Source organism: Kitasatospora sp. NPDC059648, from assembly GCF_042734825.1.
Taxonomy (GTDB): Bacteria; Actinomycetota; Actinomycetes; order Streptomycetales; family Streptomycetaceae; genus Kitasatospora.
This window is the reverse complement of sequence record NZ_JBHWDU010000010.1, coordinates 16865-35911: the sequence shown is the minus strand read 5'-3', so window position 1 is coordinate 35911 and position 19047 is coordinate 16865. Positions and strand designations below refer to the sequence as shown.

Below are 19047 nucleotides of genomic sequence, written 5' to 3'. Positions count from 1 at the left end.
GTGGTGGTCGGTTCGTCCGGCGGTGGTCACAGGTCCTTCAGCGCCTTGTCGAGTTCGGCGGCCAGTGCCCGGAGGTACGGCGGTCGCATGACGCTGTAGTGGTCGCCGGGCAGGTCGGTGCTCTCGGCCCGGTCACCGAGGAGGTCCAGCCACTGCCGGGTGGTCGCGGTGGTGGCCCCGTCCATGGCGCGCAGCAGCCGGACCCGGCCCCGGTACGGGGTGGGCCGGTGCTCGGCCAGGGCGCGGCTGAGGCGCAGGAAGCGGCCGGCGAGCCGTTCCAGGGTGGCGGCGTCGAGGTCGGCGGGCAGGACGCCGGCCTGCCGGGCCCGGGTGAGCAGTTCCTGGACCGGGGTGCGGTCGCCGGTGGGTTCGAACGCGGCCGGGCCCGGGTTCCAGTCGGTTCCGGCGAGTCCGGCCAGGTCGCGGGCGAACCGGGCCAGCAGTGCCGCGTCGCTGACGGGTTCGACGTGGCCGGGCGGTTCGAGCAGATCGATCGCGGCGACGAGTTCGACCGTCGCGCCGCGCGCGGAGAGCGACCGGGCGATCTCCAGGGCGATCACGCCGCCCATGGACCAGCCGCCGAGCCGGTACGGGCCGTCCGGGAACCGTTCCACGACGGCGTCGGTGTAGTGCGCGGCCAGCTCGGCCACGGTCCGCGGCGCGGCGTCGTGGTCGGGGTACCGGAGGGCGTGCACGGGCTGGTCCTCGTCCAGCAGGGCGCCGAGCCCGGCGTAGCAGAGCACGTCCCCGCCGACCGGGTGGACCAGGATCAGCGGCGGCCGCGTCCCGGTGGCCCGGACGGGGACCAGCACCGCGCGGCCCTCGTCGCCGGGGCGTTCGCGCAGCACCTCGGCGAGGGATTCGACGGTCGGCCGGGCGAGCAGGGTGGCCACCGGGAGCGACCGTCCGGTGCGCTGCCGGATCCGGGCCATCATCCGCACCGCGAGCATCGAGTCGCCGCCGAGGTCGAAGAAGTTCGCCGTGATGTCCGGGGATTGGCCCGCGGAAGTGAAGAACTCGCCCCAGACCTCCGCGAGTTGACGCTCTGCCGCATCACGCGGGGCGACCGCCGCGCCGGAGCGCGGGGCCGCCTGCCCGGGCGAGGGCAGCCGGCGGCGGTCCACCTTGCCGTTGGCGGTCAGCGGCAGCTCGTCCAGCAGGACGATCCGGGCGGGCACCATGTAGCCGGGCAGTTCCCGGCCGAGCGCCTCGCGCAGCTGCTCCTCGGCCGACGCGGAGGAGACGGAGGAGACGGAGGAGACGGAGGAGACGGAGGAGCCCACCACGTACCCGACCAGCCGCCGGGGCCCGCCCCGCTCGCCCTCGGCCACTGCGGCGGCCGCCCGGACGCCGGGCCTGCGCAGCAGCGCCGCCTCGACCTCGCCGAGCTCGATCCGGTGCCCCTGGATCTTCACCTGGAAGTCCGCGCGCCCGAGGAACTCGATGTCGCCGTCCGGCAGGTAGCGGCCGAGGTCGCCGGTCCGGTAGAGCCGCTCCCCCGTCACCGGATGGCGCAGGAAGGCGGCGCGGGTCTTCGCCTCGTCGCCGAGGTAGCCGCGGGCCAGGCCGGTGCCGGCGATGTACAGGTCTCCGGGCACCCAGGTCGGGCGGGGCCGGAGGGCCTCGTCCAGCACATGGAAGCGCTGGTTCCGCATGGGCCGGCCGTACGGGATGCTGGGCCGCTCCTGGTCCACGTGGTCGACCGGGTGGAGGATCGACCAGATGGACGCCTCGGTCGCGCCGCCCAGGCCGACGACCCGCGCCTCGGGCAGGACCGCGGCGACGGCGCCGGGGAGGGTGACCGGGATCCAGTCGCCGCTCATCAGCACCAGGCGCAGCGGCAGCGCGCCGCTCCCTTCGGCCCGCAGGTGTTCGACGAACATCTCCATCAGCGCGGGGACGCTGTTCCAGACGGTGACCTCGTGCCGTTCCGCCAGCTCCAGCCAGGCGGCCGGTTCGCGCCGGGCCGACTCGTCGGGCAGCACGACGGCGCCGCCGACCGACAGCAGGCCGAACACGTCGTAGACCGAGAGGTCGAAGTTGAGCGCGGAGAGGGCGAGCACCCGGTCACGGGCGGTCACGCCGTACCGGTCGTTGACGTCCTGGACGGTGTTGACCGCGCCGGTGTGCTCGATCATCACGCCCTTCGGGACCCCGGTGGAGCCCGAGGTGAAGATCACGTACGCGAGGTCCCCGGGCCGGGCCGGGGACGGCGGCAGGGGGCCGTCCGCACCGGCGGACTCCGGCTCGGTGTCGACGGCCAGCGAACGGATGCCGTCCGGCAGGTCGAGGCCGTCCGTGAGCACCGACCGGGTCAGCACCAGGCCGATGCCGGCGGTCTCCATGATCATCCGGAGCCGGCGGGCGGGCGTCTCGGCGTCCACCGGCACGTACGCGGCCCCGGACTTGAGGATGCCCAGGGCGGCCACGACCTGCTCCCAGCCCTTGTCCATCACGATGCCGACGAGCACGCCCGGGCCCGCCCCGCGCTCGATCAGCCAGCGGGCGATCCGGTCGGAGCGGCGGTCCAGCTCGCCGTAACCGAGCGTCCGGGCGGCGGTGATGACCGCGGGCGCCTCCGGCCGCTCCGCGGCCCGGCGCAGGAAGGCGTCGTGCAGCAGCTCGGACGGGACGGGGGCGTCGGTGGCGTTGACGGCCCGTCGGAGCGCCAGGTCGGCGGCCGGAGCGGGTACGGCCGCGGGGCGGCGCCACGCCCCCTCGTCGCACAGGTCCCGCACCAGGTCCAGGTAGGCGGTCCACATCCCGTCGACCACGCCCTCGGGGAACACCTCCTCGACGACGTCCCAGTTCAGGACCAGTTCCCCGGCCTCCTCCAGGGCCTGGTGGTCGAGCCACACCTGCGGGGTGCGGACCGAGCTGGACGCCAGCCGGCCGGAGGCGCCGAGCCCGGTCAGCGCCGTGAGCGCGCCGCCGTCCTGCCCCGAGAAGCCGATCGTGCTGGTGAACACCACCGGCATGCTCGCCAGGCCCGTCCCGCCCCGGACGCGGTTGAGCTCGCGCAGCACCTCGACCCCGCTGACGCACCCGTGGTCGAGGTCGGTCAGGAGCTGGCGCTGCAGCCGCAGGGCACCCGAGGCGAAGGCCTCGGCGGGGGCGGCGTCGACTTCCAGCAGGGTGGTCGCGCTGAGGTTGCCGACGACCCTGCCGACGTCCTCGTGCAGCGGCCGCCGGTTGAACGCCAGCAGGTTGAGCGTGAAGCGCGGCGACTCGCTCCAGGCGCCCAGCACCTGCGCGTACGCGGCGCACAGGGCGGTCGAGGGCGACACGCCCGCCGCGTCGGCACGGTCCTTGAAGCGCTGCCACGCCGCGGGTTCGATCCGGGCCGTGCGGTGGGCGAACACCGGCTGCCGCGGCGCCGGCCCCGGCCGCAGCGGCAGCCTGGGCGCGGACGGCAGCGTGGCGGTGCGCGCCCGCCAGTAGGCGAGCGACCCGTCGCGCAGCTCGGCGTCCGTCCGGGCGGCGGCGAGCACGTAGTCGCGGTAGCTGACGCCCGGGGCGGGCGCCGCGGGCGCGCCGGAGCGGTAGGCCTGCGCCCACTCCCGGAACAGCAGACCGGAGCTGCGGCCGTCGACGATCAGCGCGTCGAAGTTGAGGTGCAGCCGGGTGGTGCGGTCGTCGAGCAGGGTCGCCCGGACGTCGAACAGCGGCCAGGCCTCGGTGTCGAAGACCTGGTCCCGCAGCTCCCGGTGGATCTCCGCCAGGCGGCGGGAGCGCTCCTCCGCCGAGCCGGCCCTCAGGTCGACGGTGGCGATCCGGTACTCGGGGACCTCGGCGAGCACCCGCTGGTGGCCGTCCCGGGAGACCACGGCGCGGAGCATGTCGTGCCGGTCGATCAGCTGTCGCAGGGCGGCGCCGAGCCGGTCGAGGTCGGTGTCGGTCAGGTCGACCTCGACCAGGAAGGAGGTGGAGACGTTGCCGAGTTCGAAGGCGTCGGTCCGGCCGACCAGGTAGGCCTGCTGGAGGTCGGTGAGCGGGAACGGCTCGTAGCGGGCCGCCGGGTCGGCGACCAGCGCCGCGCGCGGCTGCCCGGCCGGCGCGGGGGCGCCGCCGCCGTGCGCCGCCCGGACGGTGCGGGCGAGGTCGGCGACGCTCCGGCCGTCCAGCAGTTCGGGCAGCGGGAGGTCCACGCCGAGCCGCCGGGCGAGGGTCTGCCGGATGTCCATCGCGATCAGCGAGTCCGCGCCCAGGCTGCGCAGCGGCCGGTGCAGGTCCTCCCCGGTGACGGCCGCCCCGCGCGCCCGGCCGACGATGCCGACCACCAGCTCGGTGACGTCGACGTCCTCGGCCTCCCCGCGTGCGGCGTTCTCGGGCGCGGCGGGCACGACAGCTGCGGCCGATACGGCGGAAACGGCCGGCACGGCCGGTACGGCGGGTGCAGTCGCGGAAGGCACCGCCTCCAGCCGTACGCCCTCGGCCAGCGCCACCGGCGTACCGTCGGCGCCGACCAGCCGCACCTGCGCGACCAGCGGCCCGCCGTCCTGCCCCACCGGCACCCGACCCCGGTCGCGGCCCCGGTCCCGGCGGGGCTCGCCCGTCCAGAGCCAGTACCGCTCCCGCTGGAACGGGTAGCCGGGCAGCGCCGCGGGCGGCCCGACCGGCTCGCCGTGGACGCTCGTCCAGTCGATCCGCACGCCCCGGACGTACAGTGCGCCGAGGCCGTCGAGCAGGGTGCGCCGGGCGTCCTCCCCCGCGCGCAGCGAGGGCAGGATCTCGGCGTCCGCCCGGACCGGGTCGAGCAGGGGCGAGGCGGGGCCGATCTCCACGAAGGTCCGGTGCCCCTCGCGCAGCAGCTCGGCGACGGCCTCGGTGAACCGCTCCGGCTCGGCGGCGTCCGGCGGCGTCCGCAGCGCGTCCTCAAGGCTCATCGCTCCCGCCAGGCACGCGGCGACCGCCTCGCCGGCGCCGAGGCCGAGGACGGCCGCGGGCTCCACGCCCCACGCGCGCCACAGCTCGGCCATCGCGTACTGGACGGCGAACGGCGAGGTCCGGCTTCCGGACACCTCGGCGCACCGCTCCAGGGCACGCCGGAAGGTCGGTTCGGACGCCGCCAACTCATCTGCGTACTCGACGAGTTGCCGATCTCCTGCGCCGGTGAACAGGAACACCGGCCCCCGGCCGCCCTCCGGAGTCCGCACCCCCAGCCGGACACCCGACGGCAGGCCCTCGCCCGCGCCGGTCCGGGTGAGCAGGTCCCGCAGCTCGGCCCGGGAGGAGGCGACGGCGGTGAGACGGTGGGCGAAGTGCGCCCGCCCGTGAGCGGTGGTCCGGCAGATCGCGGCGAGCGGCGCACCGGCGCCCCCTCCGTCCAGCAACTCGGCGTAGCGTCCGGCGAGTTCGGCGAGCGCCTCCGGTGTCCTGGCCGACAGGCTCAGCAGCCGCGGCCGGTCGGACTCCACGGCCGCCGGCTCGTCGAGGTCCGCCGGGGCCTCCTCGATGATCACGTGGGCGTTGGTGCCGGTGATGCCCTGCGAGGACACTCCGGCCCGCCGGGGCCCCGAGGCCGCCGGCCAGTCGCTCGGTTCCGCGACCAGTTCGACCGCGGCCGCCGACCAGTCGACGTGCGGCGTGGGCTCGTCCACGTGCAGGGTGGCGGGCAGCCGGCCGTGCCGCATCGACAGCACCGTCTTGATCACCCCGGCGACCCCCGCCGCCGCCTGGGTGTGTCCGATGTTGGGCTTCAGCGAACCGAGCCGCAGCGGCTGCTCGCGGTCGTGCCCGTACGCGGCCAGCAGGGCGCGGGCCTCGATCGGGTCGCCGAGCGGGGTGCCGGTGCTGCTGGCCTCCACCACCTGGACGTCGGCGGGCGACAGCCGCGCGTCGGCCAGCGCCTGCCGGATGACCCGCTGCTGGGCGGAGCCGCTCGGCGCGGTGAAGCCGTTGCTGGCGCCGTCCTGGTTGACGGCGCTGCCGCGCACCACGGCCAGCACGGGGTGCCCGAGCCGGCGGGCGTCCGACAGCCGCTCGACCAGCAGCACACCCACGCCCTCGGCGAGCCCGCTGCCGGCGGCGGCCGCCGAGAACGGGCGGCACCGGCCGTCCGGCGACAGGCCCTGCATCCGGGTGAACTCGGTGAACAGCTGCGGGGTGGCCATCACCGTCGCCCCGCCCGCCAGCGCCATCGCGCACTCGCCGCGGCGCAGCGACTGGACGGCCAGGTGCAGCGCCACCAGCGAGGACGAGCAGGCCGTCTCCACGGTCAGCGCCGGGCCGCGCAGGCCCAGCGCGTACGAGATCCGGCCGGACGCGGCGCCGGCCACCGTACCGGTGGTCAGGAAGCCCTCGGCCTCCTCGGGGACCTCGCCGCGCCCCTGCCCGTAGTCGAGGCAGGACAGCCCGGTGAACACGCCGGTCTCGGTGTCGCGCACCGACTCCGGGTCGATCCCGGCGTCCTCGAAGGCCCGCCAGGCGGTCTCCAGCAGCAGCCGTTGCTGCGGATCCATGGCCAGCGCCTCGCGCGGGCTGATGCCGAAGAAGGCCGCGTCGAAGTCCGCCGCGTCGCGGAGGAAGCCGCCGGAGCCGGTCAGGCTCCGGCCGTCGCCGGTCTCGGGGTCGTGCAGGCCGTCCTCCCAGCCGCGGTCCCGGGGGAACGCGCCGACGGTCTCCCCGCCGGAGGCCAGCAGCCGCCACAGGGCGTCGGGCGAGTCGATCCCGCCCGGGTAGCGGCACGCCATGCCGACGATCGCGATCGGCTCCCGGTTCCCCTCCTCCAGCTCGCGCAGGCGCTCGCGGGCCTGGTGCAGGTCCACGGTGAGGCGCTTGAGGTATCCGAGCAGCTTCTCGTCCGTTGCCGCTGCTGTTGCCGGTGCTGTTGCCATGACGGATCGATCCTTGGTGGGGGTGGGGTGGCGGTCGGCGGGGGCGGGGATCAGGCGAGCCGGCGGTCGATGAAGGCGAACAGCTCCTCGGCGTCGGCGGCCTCGATCAGCGCTGCCACGTCCGCGTCGGCAACACCCTCGACCGCGTCCCCGTGAACGGCCTCGGAAGCCTCGCACTCCTCCGAGGGCGGCGAGAGTTCGGCGTCCAGCACGGCTACCAGCTCGGGCAGCGTCGGCGCCTCGAACAGCAGGGTGACGGGCAGCCTGACCTCCGCCGCCGCGCCGAGCCGGTTGCGGAACTCGACCGAGGTGAGCGAGTCGAACCCGAGCTCGCCGAACGGCCGGTCGGCCGGCACCGCCTCCGGCCGGCAGCCCAGCACGGCGGCCATGTGCGAGCGGATCAGGTCGGCCAGGACCCCGGCGCGCTCAGCGGCCGCCAGGCCGGCCAGCTCCTCCCGCAGCGGCAGGCGCCGCCGCTGTTCAACCGCGTTCCCGGGCCGCCCCGCGCCCGCGGCCGCCACGACCCCGCGCAGCACCGGCGGCAGGTCGGCGCCGAGCTCGCGCAGCGCCGCGCGGTCCAGCCGGGCGGGCACCAGCGCGGCGTGCGGTGACGGCAGTGCCGCCTCCAGCAGGGCCAGGCCGTGCTCGGGCGCCATCGCCACCAGCCCGGCCCGGGTGAACCGGGCGCGATCGGCGTCGGTGAGCGCGCCGAGCATGCCGTCCGCGTCGTCCCACAGGCCCCAGGCCAGCGCGAGGGCGGGCAGGCCCCGGGTCCGGCGGTGCCGGGCGAGCGCGTCGAGGAAGGCGTTGGCGGCGGTGTAGCCGCCCTGTCCGGCGCCGCCGAGCGTCCCCATGACCGAGGAGATCAGCACGAAGGCGTTGAGCGGGTGACCGGCGGTCAGCTCGTGAAGGTGCCAGGCGCCGTCGGCCTTGACCCGCATCACCCGGTCGATCTGCCCGGGGGTGAGCGAGGTGATCGGCGCGTCGTCCACCACGCCCGCGGCGTGGATCACCGCGGTCAGCGGGTGCCGGGCGGGGACGGGCGCCGATCATCGCGGCGACGGCCTCGCGGTCGGCGACGTCGACGGCGGCGAACCGCACCTCGGCGCCCAACCCGCCCAGCTCGGCGGCCAGTTCGGACGCACCGGGGGCCTCCGCGCCGCGGCGTCCGGCCAGCAGGAGACGGCGGGCGCCGTGCGCGGTGACCAGGTGCCGGGCGAGGGCCCGGCCGATGGCGCCGGCCCCGCCGGTGATCAGCACGGTCCCGTCCGGGTCCAGGACCGGCGGGACGGTCAGCACGACCTTGCCGACGTGGCCGCCCCGGCGCAGCAGCCCGAAGGCCTCGGGCGCGCGCCGGACGTCCAGGTCGGTGACGGCGGGATGGCCGAACGCACCCTCGGCGAACAGCTCGACCACCCGGTTCAGCAGGCGCCCGAGGTGCTCGGACGGCAGGTCGAGCAGGTCGGACGTCCGGTAGCGCGCGCCGGGGTGGGCGGCGGCCACCTCGGCGGGGTCGCGCCGCTCGGTCCGGCCGAGTTCGACCAGCAGCCCGCCCGGGCGCAGCAACTCCAGTGACTCGTCGACGAGTTCGCCGGTCAGCGAGTTCAGCACGAGGGCCATGCCCCGGCCGGCGAACCGCGCTCCGAACCCGGACTCGCGGGACGAGGCCAGATGGTCGTCGTCCAGGCCCAGCGCCCGCAGGGCGGGCCACTTGGTCGGACTGGCGGTCGCGAAGACCTCCGCGCCCAGGTGCCGGGCCAGTTGGACGGCGGCCATGCCGACGCCGCCCGCACCGGCGTGGACCAGGACGGCGTCGCCCGGCCGTACGTCGCCCAGCTCGGCCAGGGCGTGCAGGGCCGTCAGGTGGGCGACCGGCACCGCGGCGGCCCGGGTGAAGGACCAGCCGTCGGGGATCCGGGTCAGTGTTCGGTGATCGGCGTGGGCGACGGTGCCGAGGGCGGCGGGGATCAGGCCCATCACCCGGTCGCCGACGGCCAGGCCGGTGACGCCGGGCCCGGTCGCGGTGACCACGCCCGCGCCCTCCAGCCCGAGCGGGCCGGGGTCGCCGGGGTGCATGTCCAGGGCGCCGAGGACGTCGTGGAAGTTGAGCCCGGCGGCGCGGACGGCGATCCTGACCCGCCCGGGGCCCGGTTCGGCGGCCGCCTCGGGGCAGGGCCGCAGCTCCAGGGCCGTCAGGGTGCCGCGTTCGGGGATGTCCAGTCGCCAGGGGCCCGCGCCCCCGGGAACGCTCAGCGCCGGGTCGCCCGCGGCCGGCGCGAGCCGGGGCACCAGGACGGCGCCGTCACGGACCGCCGCCTGGTTCTCCTCCGGCGTCAGCGCCGCCGTCGGGACCTCGGAGTCCTCCGGGCCGAGGTCGACCAGGACGAACCGGCCCGGGTGCTCGACCTGGGCCGTCCGCACCAGGCCCCAGACCGCCGCCTGCGCGAGGTCCCTGACGGTCTCCCCGGTCCGGGCGGCGACGGCCCCACGGGTGACCAGCACCAGGCGGGTACCGGTGAGCCGGTCCTCGGCGAGCCAGCGGCCGAGCAGTTCCCTCGTCCGGCGCACGGCGGCCCGGGCCGCCGTCGCCGGGTCGGTCCCGTCCGCACCCGCCGGGCAGGCGACGACGACGTGCTCGGGCGGCTCGGCCGCCGCGAGCAGCGCCTCCAGGTCGAGGGTGTCCGCCGGGAGTACCGGCCGCCCCGCCGGCGAAGCGGCCGGCGGCTCCCAGCCCAGTGCGAACAGCGCGTCGCGCGCGGCGGTGGCCGGGTCGGCCGGGCGCCCCACCGCGACCGGGCACAGCTCCACCGACTCGACCAGCCCGACCAGGCCTCCCGACCCGTCGAGCAGGGTCAGCCGCAAGCCGCCGTCCGCGGCGGGCACCGCGTGCACCGCCAGCGACGTACGGCCGCCGGACCCGGGCAGCGACACCCCGCGCCAGCGCAGCGGTTGGACCGGCCGGCCCGGGGCGGCGGCGATCGGCCCGTGCAGGGACGCGTCCAGCAGAGCAGGGTGCAGACGGTGACCGCCGGCCTCCGCCTCGGGCAGGACGGCCTCGGCGAACCACTCGCCGTCGCGCCGCCAGGCGGCCCGCAGCCCCCGGAACGCCGGACCGTACTCGTACCCGCGCAGGCCGAGGTCCTCGTACGTACGGGCGACCGGAACGGGCGTCGCGTCCGCCGGCGGCCACTCCACGGCCGCACCGACCGGGGCGGCGGCGGCCCCGAGCGTCCCGGTGGCGTGCTCGGTCCACTCCCCACCGGTCGCCCGCCCGAAGATCCGGCAGGTCCGCAGCCCGATGCCGTCCTCCCCCGTGACCCGCACGCGCAGGTCGACGGCACCGTCCGCCGGGAGCTCCAGCGGGGTGGCGACGGTCAGCTCCTCGATCCGCGCCGCGCCGGCCACCGCGCCCGCGTGCAGGGCCAGTTCCAGGAACGCGCCGCCCGGCAGGACGACCGCCCCGGCGAGGGTGTGGTCGGCCAGCCAGGGGTGGCTGCGGACCGACAGCCGTCCGGTGAACACCGTTTCCCCGTCGCCGAGTTCGACGGCCGCGCCGAGCAGCGGGTGGTCGGCCGGGGCCTGGCCGAGCTCGGCGGTACCGGAGGGCGTGGCCGTGCCGGTGAGCCAGTAGCGGCGGCCCTGGAAGGGGTAGGTGGGCAGGTCCACGTGGTCGACGGCGGTACCGGTGAGCCGTTCCCAGGCGACCGGCAGGCCCCGGACGCCGGCCTCGGCGGCGGAGGTGAGGAAGCGGCGCAGGCCGCCGTCCTCGCGGCGCAGCGAGCCGGTCACGATGCCGTCGACCCCGGCCTCCTCCAGGATCTGGCCGATGCTGCCGACCAGCACCGGGTGCGGGCCGACCTCGACGAAGGTGGTGTGGCCGGAGGCGACGAGCGCTTCGACGGCCTCCCGGAAGCGCACGGTGTGCCGCAGGTTCCGGTACCAGTAGGCCGCGTCGAGTTCACCGCCGTCCTGCCAGTCGGCGGTGACCGAGGACATCAGCCCGATCCCGCCGCCGCGCGGTGCCAGCGGCGCCAGCTCGGTCAGGATCCGCTCGCGGATCGGTTCGACCGCCGGGCAGTGCGAGGCGAAGGCGGCCGGGATCACCCGGGCCTCGACGCCCTCGGCCCGGTAGGCGTCGACGAGTGCGGCGATCTCCTCCGGGGCCCCGGCCACGGCGGTGCCGGAGGGGCCGTTGACCGCGGCGATGCTCAGCTCGCCGAGCCGTTCCCGGACCCGCTCGGCGGGCAGCGGGACGACGGCCATCGCGCCCTTGCCCATCAGCTCGACGGCCACGCTGCTGCGCAGCGCGATGGCGCGGGCGCCGTCGTCGAGCGAGAGCGCCCCGGCGACGACGGCGGCGGCGATCTCGCCCTGGGAGTGGCCGACCACGGCGTCCGGGACGACCCCGGCCGAGCGCCACAGCTCCGCCAGCGACACCATCACGGCCCACAGCGCGGGCTGGACGACCTCGATCCGGTCCAGCAGCGGCGCCCCCGCCAGCACGTCGGCCAGCGACCAGTCGACGTACGGCGCCAGCGCCCGCCCGCACTCGGCCAGCCGGGCCGCGAAGACCGGGCTCTCGGCGGCGAGGGCCGCCGCCATCCCCCGCCACTGGCCGCCCTGGCCGGGGAAGACCAGGACGGTGCGGCCGGGCTCGACGGCCCGGCCGGTGACGACGCCGCGGGACTCCTCGCCCCGGACCAGCGCGTCCAGGGCGCGCGCGGCCTCCTGCCGGTCGGCGGCGATCACCACGGCGCGCTCGTCGAGACGGGCGCGGGCGGTCAGGGCCGGTGCGGCGTCGACCGGGTCGACCGGCGCGGCGGCCAGCCGCCGGGCCTGCTCGCGCAGCGCCTCCGGGGTGCGGGCCGACAGGACGACCGGCACCACGGGCGGCCGTACCGGCGGTCGTACCGGCTCCCCCGCGGCCCCGGCCGGCTCCCGGACGGAGCGGGCGTCGACGGGCGGCTCGGTGAGGATCACGTGCGCGTTGGTGCCGCTGATCCCGAAGGAGGAGACGCCGCCGCGCCGGGGGCCGCCGGTCTCCGGCCAGGGCCGGGCCCGGTCGAGCAGGGCCACCGCCCCGCCCGTCCAGTCCACGTGCGGGGACGGCTCGTCGACGTGCAGGGTGGCGGGCAGGACGGCGTTGCGGATCGCCTGGACCATCTTGATCACGCCGCCGACACCCGCCGCCGCCTGCGCGTGCCCGATGTTGGACTTGAGGGAGCCGAGCCACAGCGGCCGCTCCGGGGCGCGGTGCTGCCCGTAGGCGGCCAGCAGGGCGTTCGCCTCGATCGGGTCGCCCAGGGCGGTGCCGGTTCCGTGCGCCTCCACGGCGTCGACCTGCTGCGGCGCCAGCCCGGCGTCGGCGAGGGCGTCCTCGATGACGCGCTGCTGGGCGGAGCCGCTCGGCGCGGACAGTCCGTTGGACGCGCCGTCGGAGTTGACGGCGCTTCCGGCGACGACCGCCAGTACGGGGTGGCCGTGGCGGCGGGCGTCGGAGAGGCGCTCGACCACGAGCATGCCCGCGCCCTCGCCCCAGCCGGTGCCGTCCGCCCGCGCGGAGAAGGCCTTGCAGCGGCCGTCGGCGGCCAGCACCCGCTGGCGGGACAGCTCGACGAACATGCCGGGGGTCGCCATCACCGTGACCCCGCCGGCCAGGGCGAGCGAGCACTCACCGGAGCGCACCGACCGCACCGCCTGGTGCAGCGCCACCAGGGACGCCGAGCAGGCGGTGTCCACGGTGAGCGCGGGCCCGTTCAGTCCGAGCACGTAGGCGATCCGCCCGGAGACCACGCTCACGCTGGTGCCGGTCAGGAGGTGTCCGGCGACGCCGTGCCCGGCGGTCTCCATGGTGGGCCCGTAGCCGGAGTGCGTCGCCCCGGCGAAGACGCCGGTGCGGCTGCCGGCCAGCGTCGTCGGGTCGATCCCGGCCCGTTCCAGCGCCTCCCAGGCGACCTCCAGCAGGAGCCGCTGCTGCGGGTCCATGGCGAGGGCCTCGCGGGGGCTGATGCCGAAGAACTCCGCGTCGAAGTCCGTCACGTCCCGCACGAAGCCGCCGCGGCGGACGTAGGACGTGCCGGTCCGCTCCTGGTCCGGGTGGTGCAGCGCCGCCAGGTCCCAGCCGCGGTCGTCGGGGAAGTCGCCGGTGGCGTCGGTCCCGGCGTCGACCAGGTTCCACAGGTCCTCGGGCGAGCGCACCCCGCCGGGGTAGCGGCAGGCCATGCCGACGATGACCACGGGGTCGTCGGCCTGCTCGGGTTCCTCGGTTTCCGTGGCCCCCTTCGGCCCCTTGGGCTCCGTGTCCATGGGTTCCGTGTCCATGGGTTCCGTGGACTCCCTGGATTCCGCGGGCCCCTCAGGCGTCCCCGCCATCGACGTGGCGAGCGCGGCGGCCAGGGCGGCCGGGCTCGGGTGGTCGTACAGGACGGTGCTCCCCAGCTTCAGCCCGGTCGCGGCGGACAGCCGGTCGCGCAGTTCGAGCGCCATGGCGGAGTCCAGGCCCAGCTCCCGGAAGGTCCGGGCGGGCCGGACCGCGGCGGCCGACCCGGCACCGAGCACGACGGCCGTGTGGCTCCGGACCGTTTCCAGCACCGACCGCCGGTCCACGGCCGGTACCTGACGTGCCGCGTCCCGGCCGCCCTCGGCGGCCCGCTCCGGGCCCTCCTCCACCTCGCCCGACGGCCAGTGGGACCGCCGTTGGAACGGGTACGTCGGCAGGTCCACCAGTGGCGCCGAGGCGGGCAGCAGCGCGGCCCAGTCCACCGCCACGCCGCGGACGAAGGCCTCGGCCGCCGCCGTCAGGAACCGCCGGCGGTCCCCGCGCCCGCGCCGCAGCGTGCTCAGCGCGACGCCGGCCCCGCCGTCCGCCCCGTCCGCGCGGGCCCCGCCGTGCGCGTCGATCGCCTGGCGGACGCCCATCACCAGCACCGGGTGCGGGCTGATCTCCAGGAAGGTCGAGTGCCCCGCCCGGAGGAGCTGCTCGACGGCCGGCCCGAACCGCACCGGCTCGCGCAGGTTGCGGAACCAGTACCCGGCGTCCAGTTCGGCGGTGTCGATCGGCGCGGCGGTGACGGTCGAGTGGAACGGCACGTCGGTGGAGCGCGGGCTGATCCCGGCGAAGGCGGTGAGCAGTTCCTCCCGCAGTTCCTCCACGTCCGCGCTGTGCGAGGCGTAGTCGATCGGCACCCGCCGGGTGCGCACCCGCTCCCCGTAGTGGGCGGCCAGCCCGTCGAGCGCGGCGACCGGCCCGGCGACCACCGTGTGCGCGGGGCCGTTGACCGCCGCGACCGACAGCCCGTCCGCGGCCACCGCACGGAGGTCCGACTCCACCCGGCCCACCGGAAGTTCGACCGACAGCAGCCCGCCGCGCCCGGCGATCCGGTTCAGCACCCGGCTGCGCAGCGCCACGATCCGCGCGCCGTCCCGCGGCGACAGCGCACCCGTCGCGGTGGCGGCGGCGATCTCGCCCTGCGAGTGGGCCACCACGGCGGCGGGCTCCACCCCGGCCGAACGCCACAGTGCGGCCAGCGACACCATCACCGCCCACAGCGCGGGCTGGATCACCTCGTCGCCCTGCAGCGCGGGCGCGCCGGGCACCTCGCACAGCACGTCGGTCAACGACCAGTCCACGTACGGGCGAAGCGCTTCGGCGCACTCGGCGATCCGTTCGGCGAAGACCGGCGAGCTCGCGATCAGCTCCGCCGCCATGCCCGCCCACTGCGAGCCCTGCCCGGGGAAGACGAAGACCGGCCGGACCGGCGGCCCCTCGTGCCGGCCCTCGACCACGGCCGCCGACGGCTGCCCGGCCGAGCTCGCCGCCAGCTCGGCGAGGAAACCGTCCCGGTCCTCCGCGACGACGACGCGACGGTGCTCGAAGGTGCTGCGGGTGACGGCCAACGAGCGGCCCACCGAGGCCGCCCCGAACCCCGGGCTCCCCGCCACCAGCGTGCGCAACCGCTCCGACTGCGCCCGCAGCGCGGGTTCGTCCCGCGCCGACAGCACCCAGGGCAGCGCCCCGGCGCCGCCCTCCCCCGCGCCGGCCGGTTCGCCTTCCCGCCAGTCCTGCACGATCACATGGCAGTTGGTGCCTCCGATGCCGAACGAGCTGACGCCGGCGACCAGCGGCCGCTCCGGCGACGGCCAGCCCCTGGTCTCGGTGTTCACCCGCAGGTTCAGCTCGTCCAGCGGGATCCGCCCGTCGGGCCCGGTGTGGTTCAGGCTGGGCACGAGTTCGCGTTCGCCGACGCACAGGACGGCCTTGATGAACCCGGCGATCCCGGCCGCGCCCTCCAGGTGGCCGATGTTGGTCTTCACCGACCCGACCAGCAGCGGGTCGTCCGCCGCCCGGGCCGAGCCCAGCGCCGCACCCAGCGCGGCGGCCTCGACCGGGTCACCGGCCCGCGTCCCCGACCCGTGCAGCTCGACGTACTGGACCTCGCCCGGCTCGACGCCCGCGTCGGCGCAGGCAGCCAGGAGCACCCGCCGCTGGGACTCCCGGCCGGGCGTGGGCAGCGTCTCGGTCGCGCCGTCGTTGTTCAGCGCGCTGCCGCGGATGACGGCGTGGATCCGGTCGCCGTCCCGGACGGCGGCCTCCAGCAGCTTCAGCACGACGACCCCGCCGCCCTCGCCCCGGACGTAGCCGTTCGCGCGGGCGTCGAAGGTGAAGCAGCGCCCGTCCGCCGACAGCGTCCCGGCCCGCTCCAGCGCCAGGGTGCTCTGCGGCGCGAGGATCAGGTTCACCCCGCCCGCCAGCGCGAGTTCGGACTCGCCGCTGCGCAGGCTCGCGCAGGCCAGGTGCACGGCGGCCAGCGAGGACGACTGCCCGGTGTCCACCACCAGGCTCGGGCCCTGCAGGCCCAGCGCGTACGAGATCCGGTTGGCGATCACGCCCCGCTGCAATCCGGTCAGGGTGTGCCCGGTCACCGCGTCGGGGCCGAGGCCGTGCAGCAGCGTCGCGTAGTCGTCGGCGATCACCCCCAGGAACACGCCCGTCCGGCTCCCGTCGAGCCGGCCCGGCACGGTCCTGGCGTCCTCCAGTGCCTCCCAGGCCAGTTCGAGCGCCAGCCGCTGCTGCGGGTCCATGGCCACCGCCTCGCGGCGCGAGATGCCGAAGAACTCCGGATCGAACCCGTCCACCCGCTCCAGGAACCCGCCACGGGCCGGCCCCCGGCCACCCCGCCGCCCGGTGATCGCGTCCCCGCCACGACGCAGCAACCGCCAGTACTCCCCCGGCCCGTCCGCCTGCGGGAAACGACATCCGATCCCCACCACCGCAACCGCACGGGACGGAATCCCACGCCCGCCACGACCAGCAACGCCCACCATCGATGCACCCCCGCAAACCCGGACATTCGGACAGCAGGCGACCGGTGACGGCGCAACAGTGCGGTCCCTCAACCGTCCTGACGTACAGTCACCGATCCCAACTCAGTTCCGATCCGACCCGTTCCCCGTAGTCGGCGAGCACCTCTGAGCTGTCTGCATGATCGATACAGTATCAGCGTCCTTAGTCACGTCAATACTTCATTGAGTATCGGAACCCAGGGAGTCGCCGCACCCGCGACGCCCCGGATCGGTCCGACCGGTGCGACCGGTCCGACCGGTCCGACCGGCGCGCGCCCCGAGCGCGTTCGCCCGGCTCACCCGCTCCGGTGAACTGTGCGGCGCGGCGCCGGGCCGTTCACGGCTGCCCGGATACTCCGGGATCACGTGCACGCTCACCGGTCGTGCCCGGTGCCGCCGCACGTCCCACCCTCGGAAGGACTCCCGACCGTGCACCCGGTTTCCGGCCCGGGCGGCCCCGGCATCGTCGACCCGAGGACCCGCCGGTCGCCCTCGCCCCGTGGAGGCCGGGCTGTTGCCGCACAGCTCTGTCGGAGCGGGCCGGACCTCCGTACCATCTCGCCATGGAGCTCGAACTCCGGCACCTCCGGATCATCTGCAGCATCGCGGACTGCGGCAGTCTGACGCGGGCCGCGGCGTCGTTGCGGCTGACCCAGCCCGGCCTCAGTGCGCAGCTGACGCGGATCGAGCGGGTGCTCGGCGGGGAGCTGTTCAGCCGCGCGCAGTCGGGCGTCGTCCCGACCGCCTTCGGGGAGGAGGTCCTCAGCCGGGCCCGGGCGGTACTGCCGACCGTCGACGACTTGCTGGAGGTGTCCGCTCTCGCCGCGAGGACGGGCGGGTCGCCGCATCGTTTCCGGCTCGGCTCCGTCAACGCTCCGCTGCTGGGCGGGTTGATCACCGCGATCAGGTCGCGCCATCCGGCGGCCGAGATCACGCGCGGCCAGGGGTGCCCCGTCCCCCTCGTCGAGGACATCGCGGGCGGCCGGCTCGAAGCGGCCGTGGTGGGTGACAGCCCGGGGTACGAGCTCCTGCTTCCCCCGGGAGTCGCCGGCGAGCCGATCGCCACCGAACCGCTCTTCGTCGCACTGCCCGCCGCCCATCCGCTGGGGGCGCTGGAGGAGGTCGCGCTGGAGGACCTGGAGGACGAGGACTGGGCCGCTCCCCGGCCGGACAACGACCGGATCCGCGAGTACTGGTCCAGGACCCTGCTCGTCCTGGGCCGTCGCCTTCGTGTCGTCCACGAGGTGGAAGGTCGGCTCGTTCTGGACCTCGTCCGCAGCGGCCATGCGGTGGCCTTCTGCCAGGCCACCTTCGAGGAGGTGCCGGGCATCGTCGTGCGGCCGATCGTCGGCAACCCGCTCTGGTACCGGCATGTGCTGGTCTGGCACGGGGAGGGGCCGCTGGCGTCGCTGGGTCCTTCGCTCGTGCGGACCGTCACCGAGGCGTACTGGACGGCGGCCGCTCGCAGCACGGTCTACCGGAGCTGGCTCGAACGTCAGGGTGCCACGGCGCCGGCCACGGGTACGGCTGCCTGTTGAACGGCGGTCCCCGCTCCCTCCGGACGGCGTGCCCGGCCCTCGGCGTGCTCCGCGCGGTGGGGAATCGCGCGGCGCGGCCGGTGCGGTGTCGCGCCGGCCGCACCGCCCGCCGTCGGGACCGCTCCGGTGCTGCGCGGTCACCGGCGGTCCTACTGCTCGGTGACCTGGATGGTGTCGGAGAGCGGCCCGCGGCGCAGCACGTCGATCTTGACGCCCGTCGCGGGGTCGGTGAAGGACCGGCCGGGCTGGAAGGCGGCCATGTCTAGGGCGGTGCAGCCACTCGGAGGGGTGGCGCCCGGGTTGCCGTTGACCACCTGGACGGGGCCGTTGCCGGTCTGGGTGGAGGTGTCGACCCGGTAGACGAGGACGCCGGTGGAACACGCCCGGGCATCCGCGCCGACGGCCCGGCGGGACTCCGCCACGTAGGCCGTGGAGTCGCTGGTCCGGACCACGGCGATCTTGGTGCCGCCGGGGCGTTCGACGGCCCTCAGGCGGACGGTGCGGCTGCCGGCGGCGGGCAGGCAGGCGACCTGGCCGTCGTCGATCCAGCCCAACTTCCAGCGCTCCCAGCCGGTGTGCTGCGGCGCCGGGCCCGCGATGTCACCCATCAGGTCCCAGCCACCGACGTAGCGGTGCACGTCGGCACCGTTGAAGGCGTAGAGGTCGGGCAGGCCGAAGGTGTGGGAGGTCTCGTGGTCGGCGACCTTGTAGCCCCAGTGGTACATGTCCTGGCCGAAGGTGACCGCCCACTTGATCCGGGTGCCGTTGACGGTGATCCCCGCGGTGGTCGGGTCGTACAGGTAGGTGGGCGAGAAGCCGATCGCGGAGGCTGTCCTGGTGGGGACGACGTAGAGCATGTCGTACTTCGAGAAGTCCGTGTACGGCGTGGCCGCCTGGACGGCCTGCCTCACGTACGACTCGTGCTGCTCGAAGGTGATTCCGCGCTGGAAGCCGTACGACGCGGAGGTCTGCGGCATCCTGATCCACCGCTTGAGCGGATCGATGTCGAGCCGGACCCGGCCGTAGGAGTCCTGTTTCATCCACTCCTGCGCGGGACCGAGTTCACGGTAGTAGTCGTCGGGGGACCCGGCCGCCGGGGCGTCTGGGAAGTCGACGAACAGCATGAGCACGTGCTTGGTGCCGAGCGGCCGCTGGAACTGCGTGCGGTCGGTGCTGTGGCCTTCGTCGGTCCAGCCGGTCCTCCCGGGCAGGGCGCAGTCGGAGGCCGGCGCGGAGGTGGTCGAGCGGGCGGCGAGGGCGGGGGTGGCTGCGATCAACGGGAGGGCCGCGGCCAGGGCTGCGGCAAGGGGCCTGATTCTCATCTCGGTGCT

At 75.8% G+C, this 19047-nt stretch carries 4 protein-coding genes and 2 pseudogenes; 1 reads left to right on the top strand and 5 read right to left on the bottom strand.

Translation table 11 applies throughout. The features are described 5' to 3' along the window. Nucleotides 1-26 precede the first annotated feature (26 nt). From ACFV1W_RS08940 to ACFV1W_RS08925, 4 genes and pseudogenes are all read right to left on the bottom strand, one after another. A complete protein-coding gene (locus ACFV1W_RS08940) occupies nucleotides 27-6836 on the bottom strand; it encodes an amino acid adenylation domain-containing protein (RefSeq protein WP_380414468.1) in 6810 nt (2269 codons plus the stop codon). 50 nt (nucleotides 6837-6886) lie between these two features. Beyond that, complete coding sequence (locus ACFV1W_RS08935; protein ID WP_380414684.1) at nucleotides 6887-7429, bottom strand: acyl carrier protein; 543 nt, start codon at nucleotides 7427-7429, stop codon at nucleotides 6887-6889. Between the two features lie 192 nt (nucleotides 7430-7621). Further along, nucleotides 7622-7828: pseudogene (locus ACFV1W_RS08930) on the bottom strand (KR domain-containing protein); the annotation flags it as partial. 103 nt (nucleotides 7829-7931) lie between these two features. Then, nucleotides 7932-16160 (bottom strand): annotated as a pseudogene (locus tag ACFV1W_RS08925) (beta-ketoacyl synthase N-terminal-like domain-containing protein); the annotation flags it as partial. 581 nt (nucleotides 16161-16741) lie between these two features. Here ACFV1W_RS08925 and ACFV1W_RS08920 point away from each other — a divergent pair. Then, nucleotides 16742-17716 (top strand): LysR family transcriptional regulator, encoded by a 975-nt coding sequence (locus ACFV1W_RS08920; RefSeq protein ID WP_380414466.1) that lies wholly within the window; start codon nucleotides 16742-16744, stop codon nucleotides 17714-17716. 149 nt (nucleotides 17717-17865) lie between these two features. Here ACFV1W_RS08920 and ACFV1W_RS08915 read toward each other — a convergent pair whose 3' ends face one another. Next, a complete protein-coding gene (locus ACFV1W_RS08915) occupies nucleotides 17866-19038 on the bottom strand; it encodes a M6 family metalloprotease domain-containing protein (RefSeq protein WP_380414464.1) in 1173 nt (390 codons plus the stop codon). Between the last annotated feature and the right edge of the window lie 9 nt (nucleotides 19039-19047).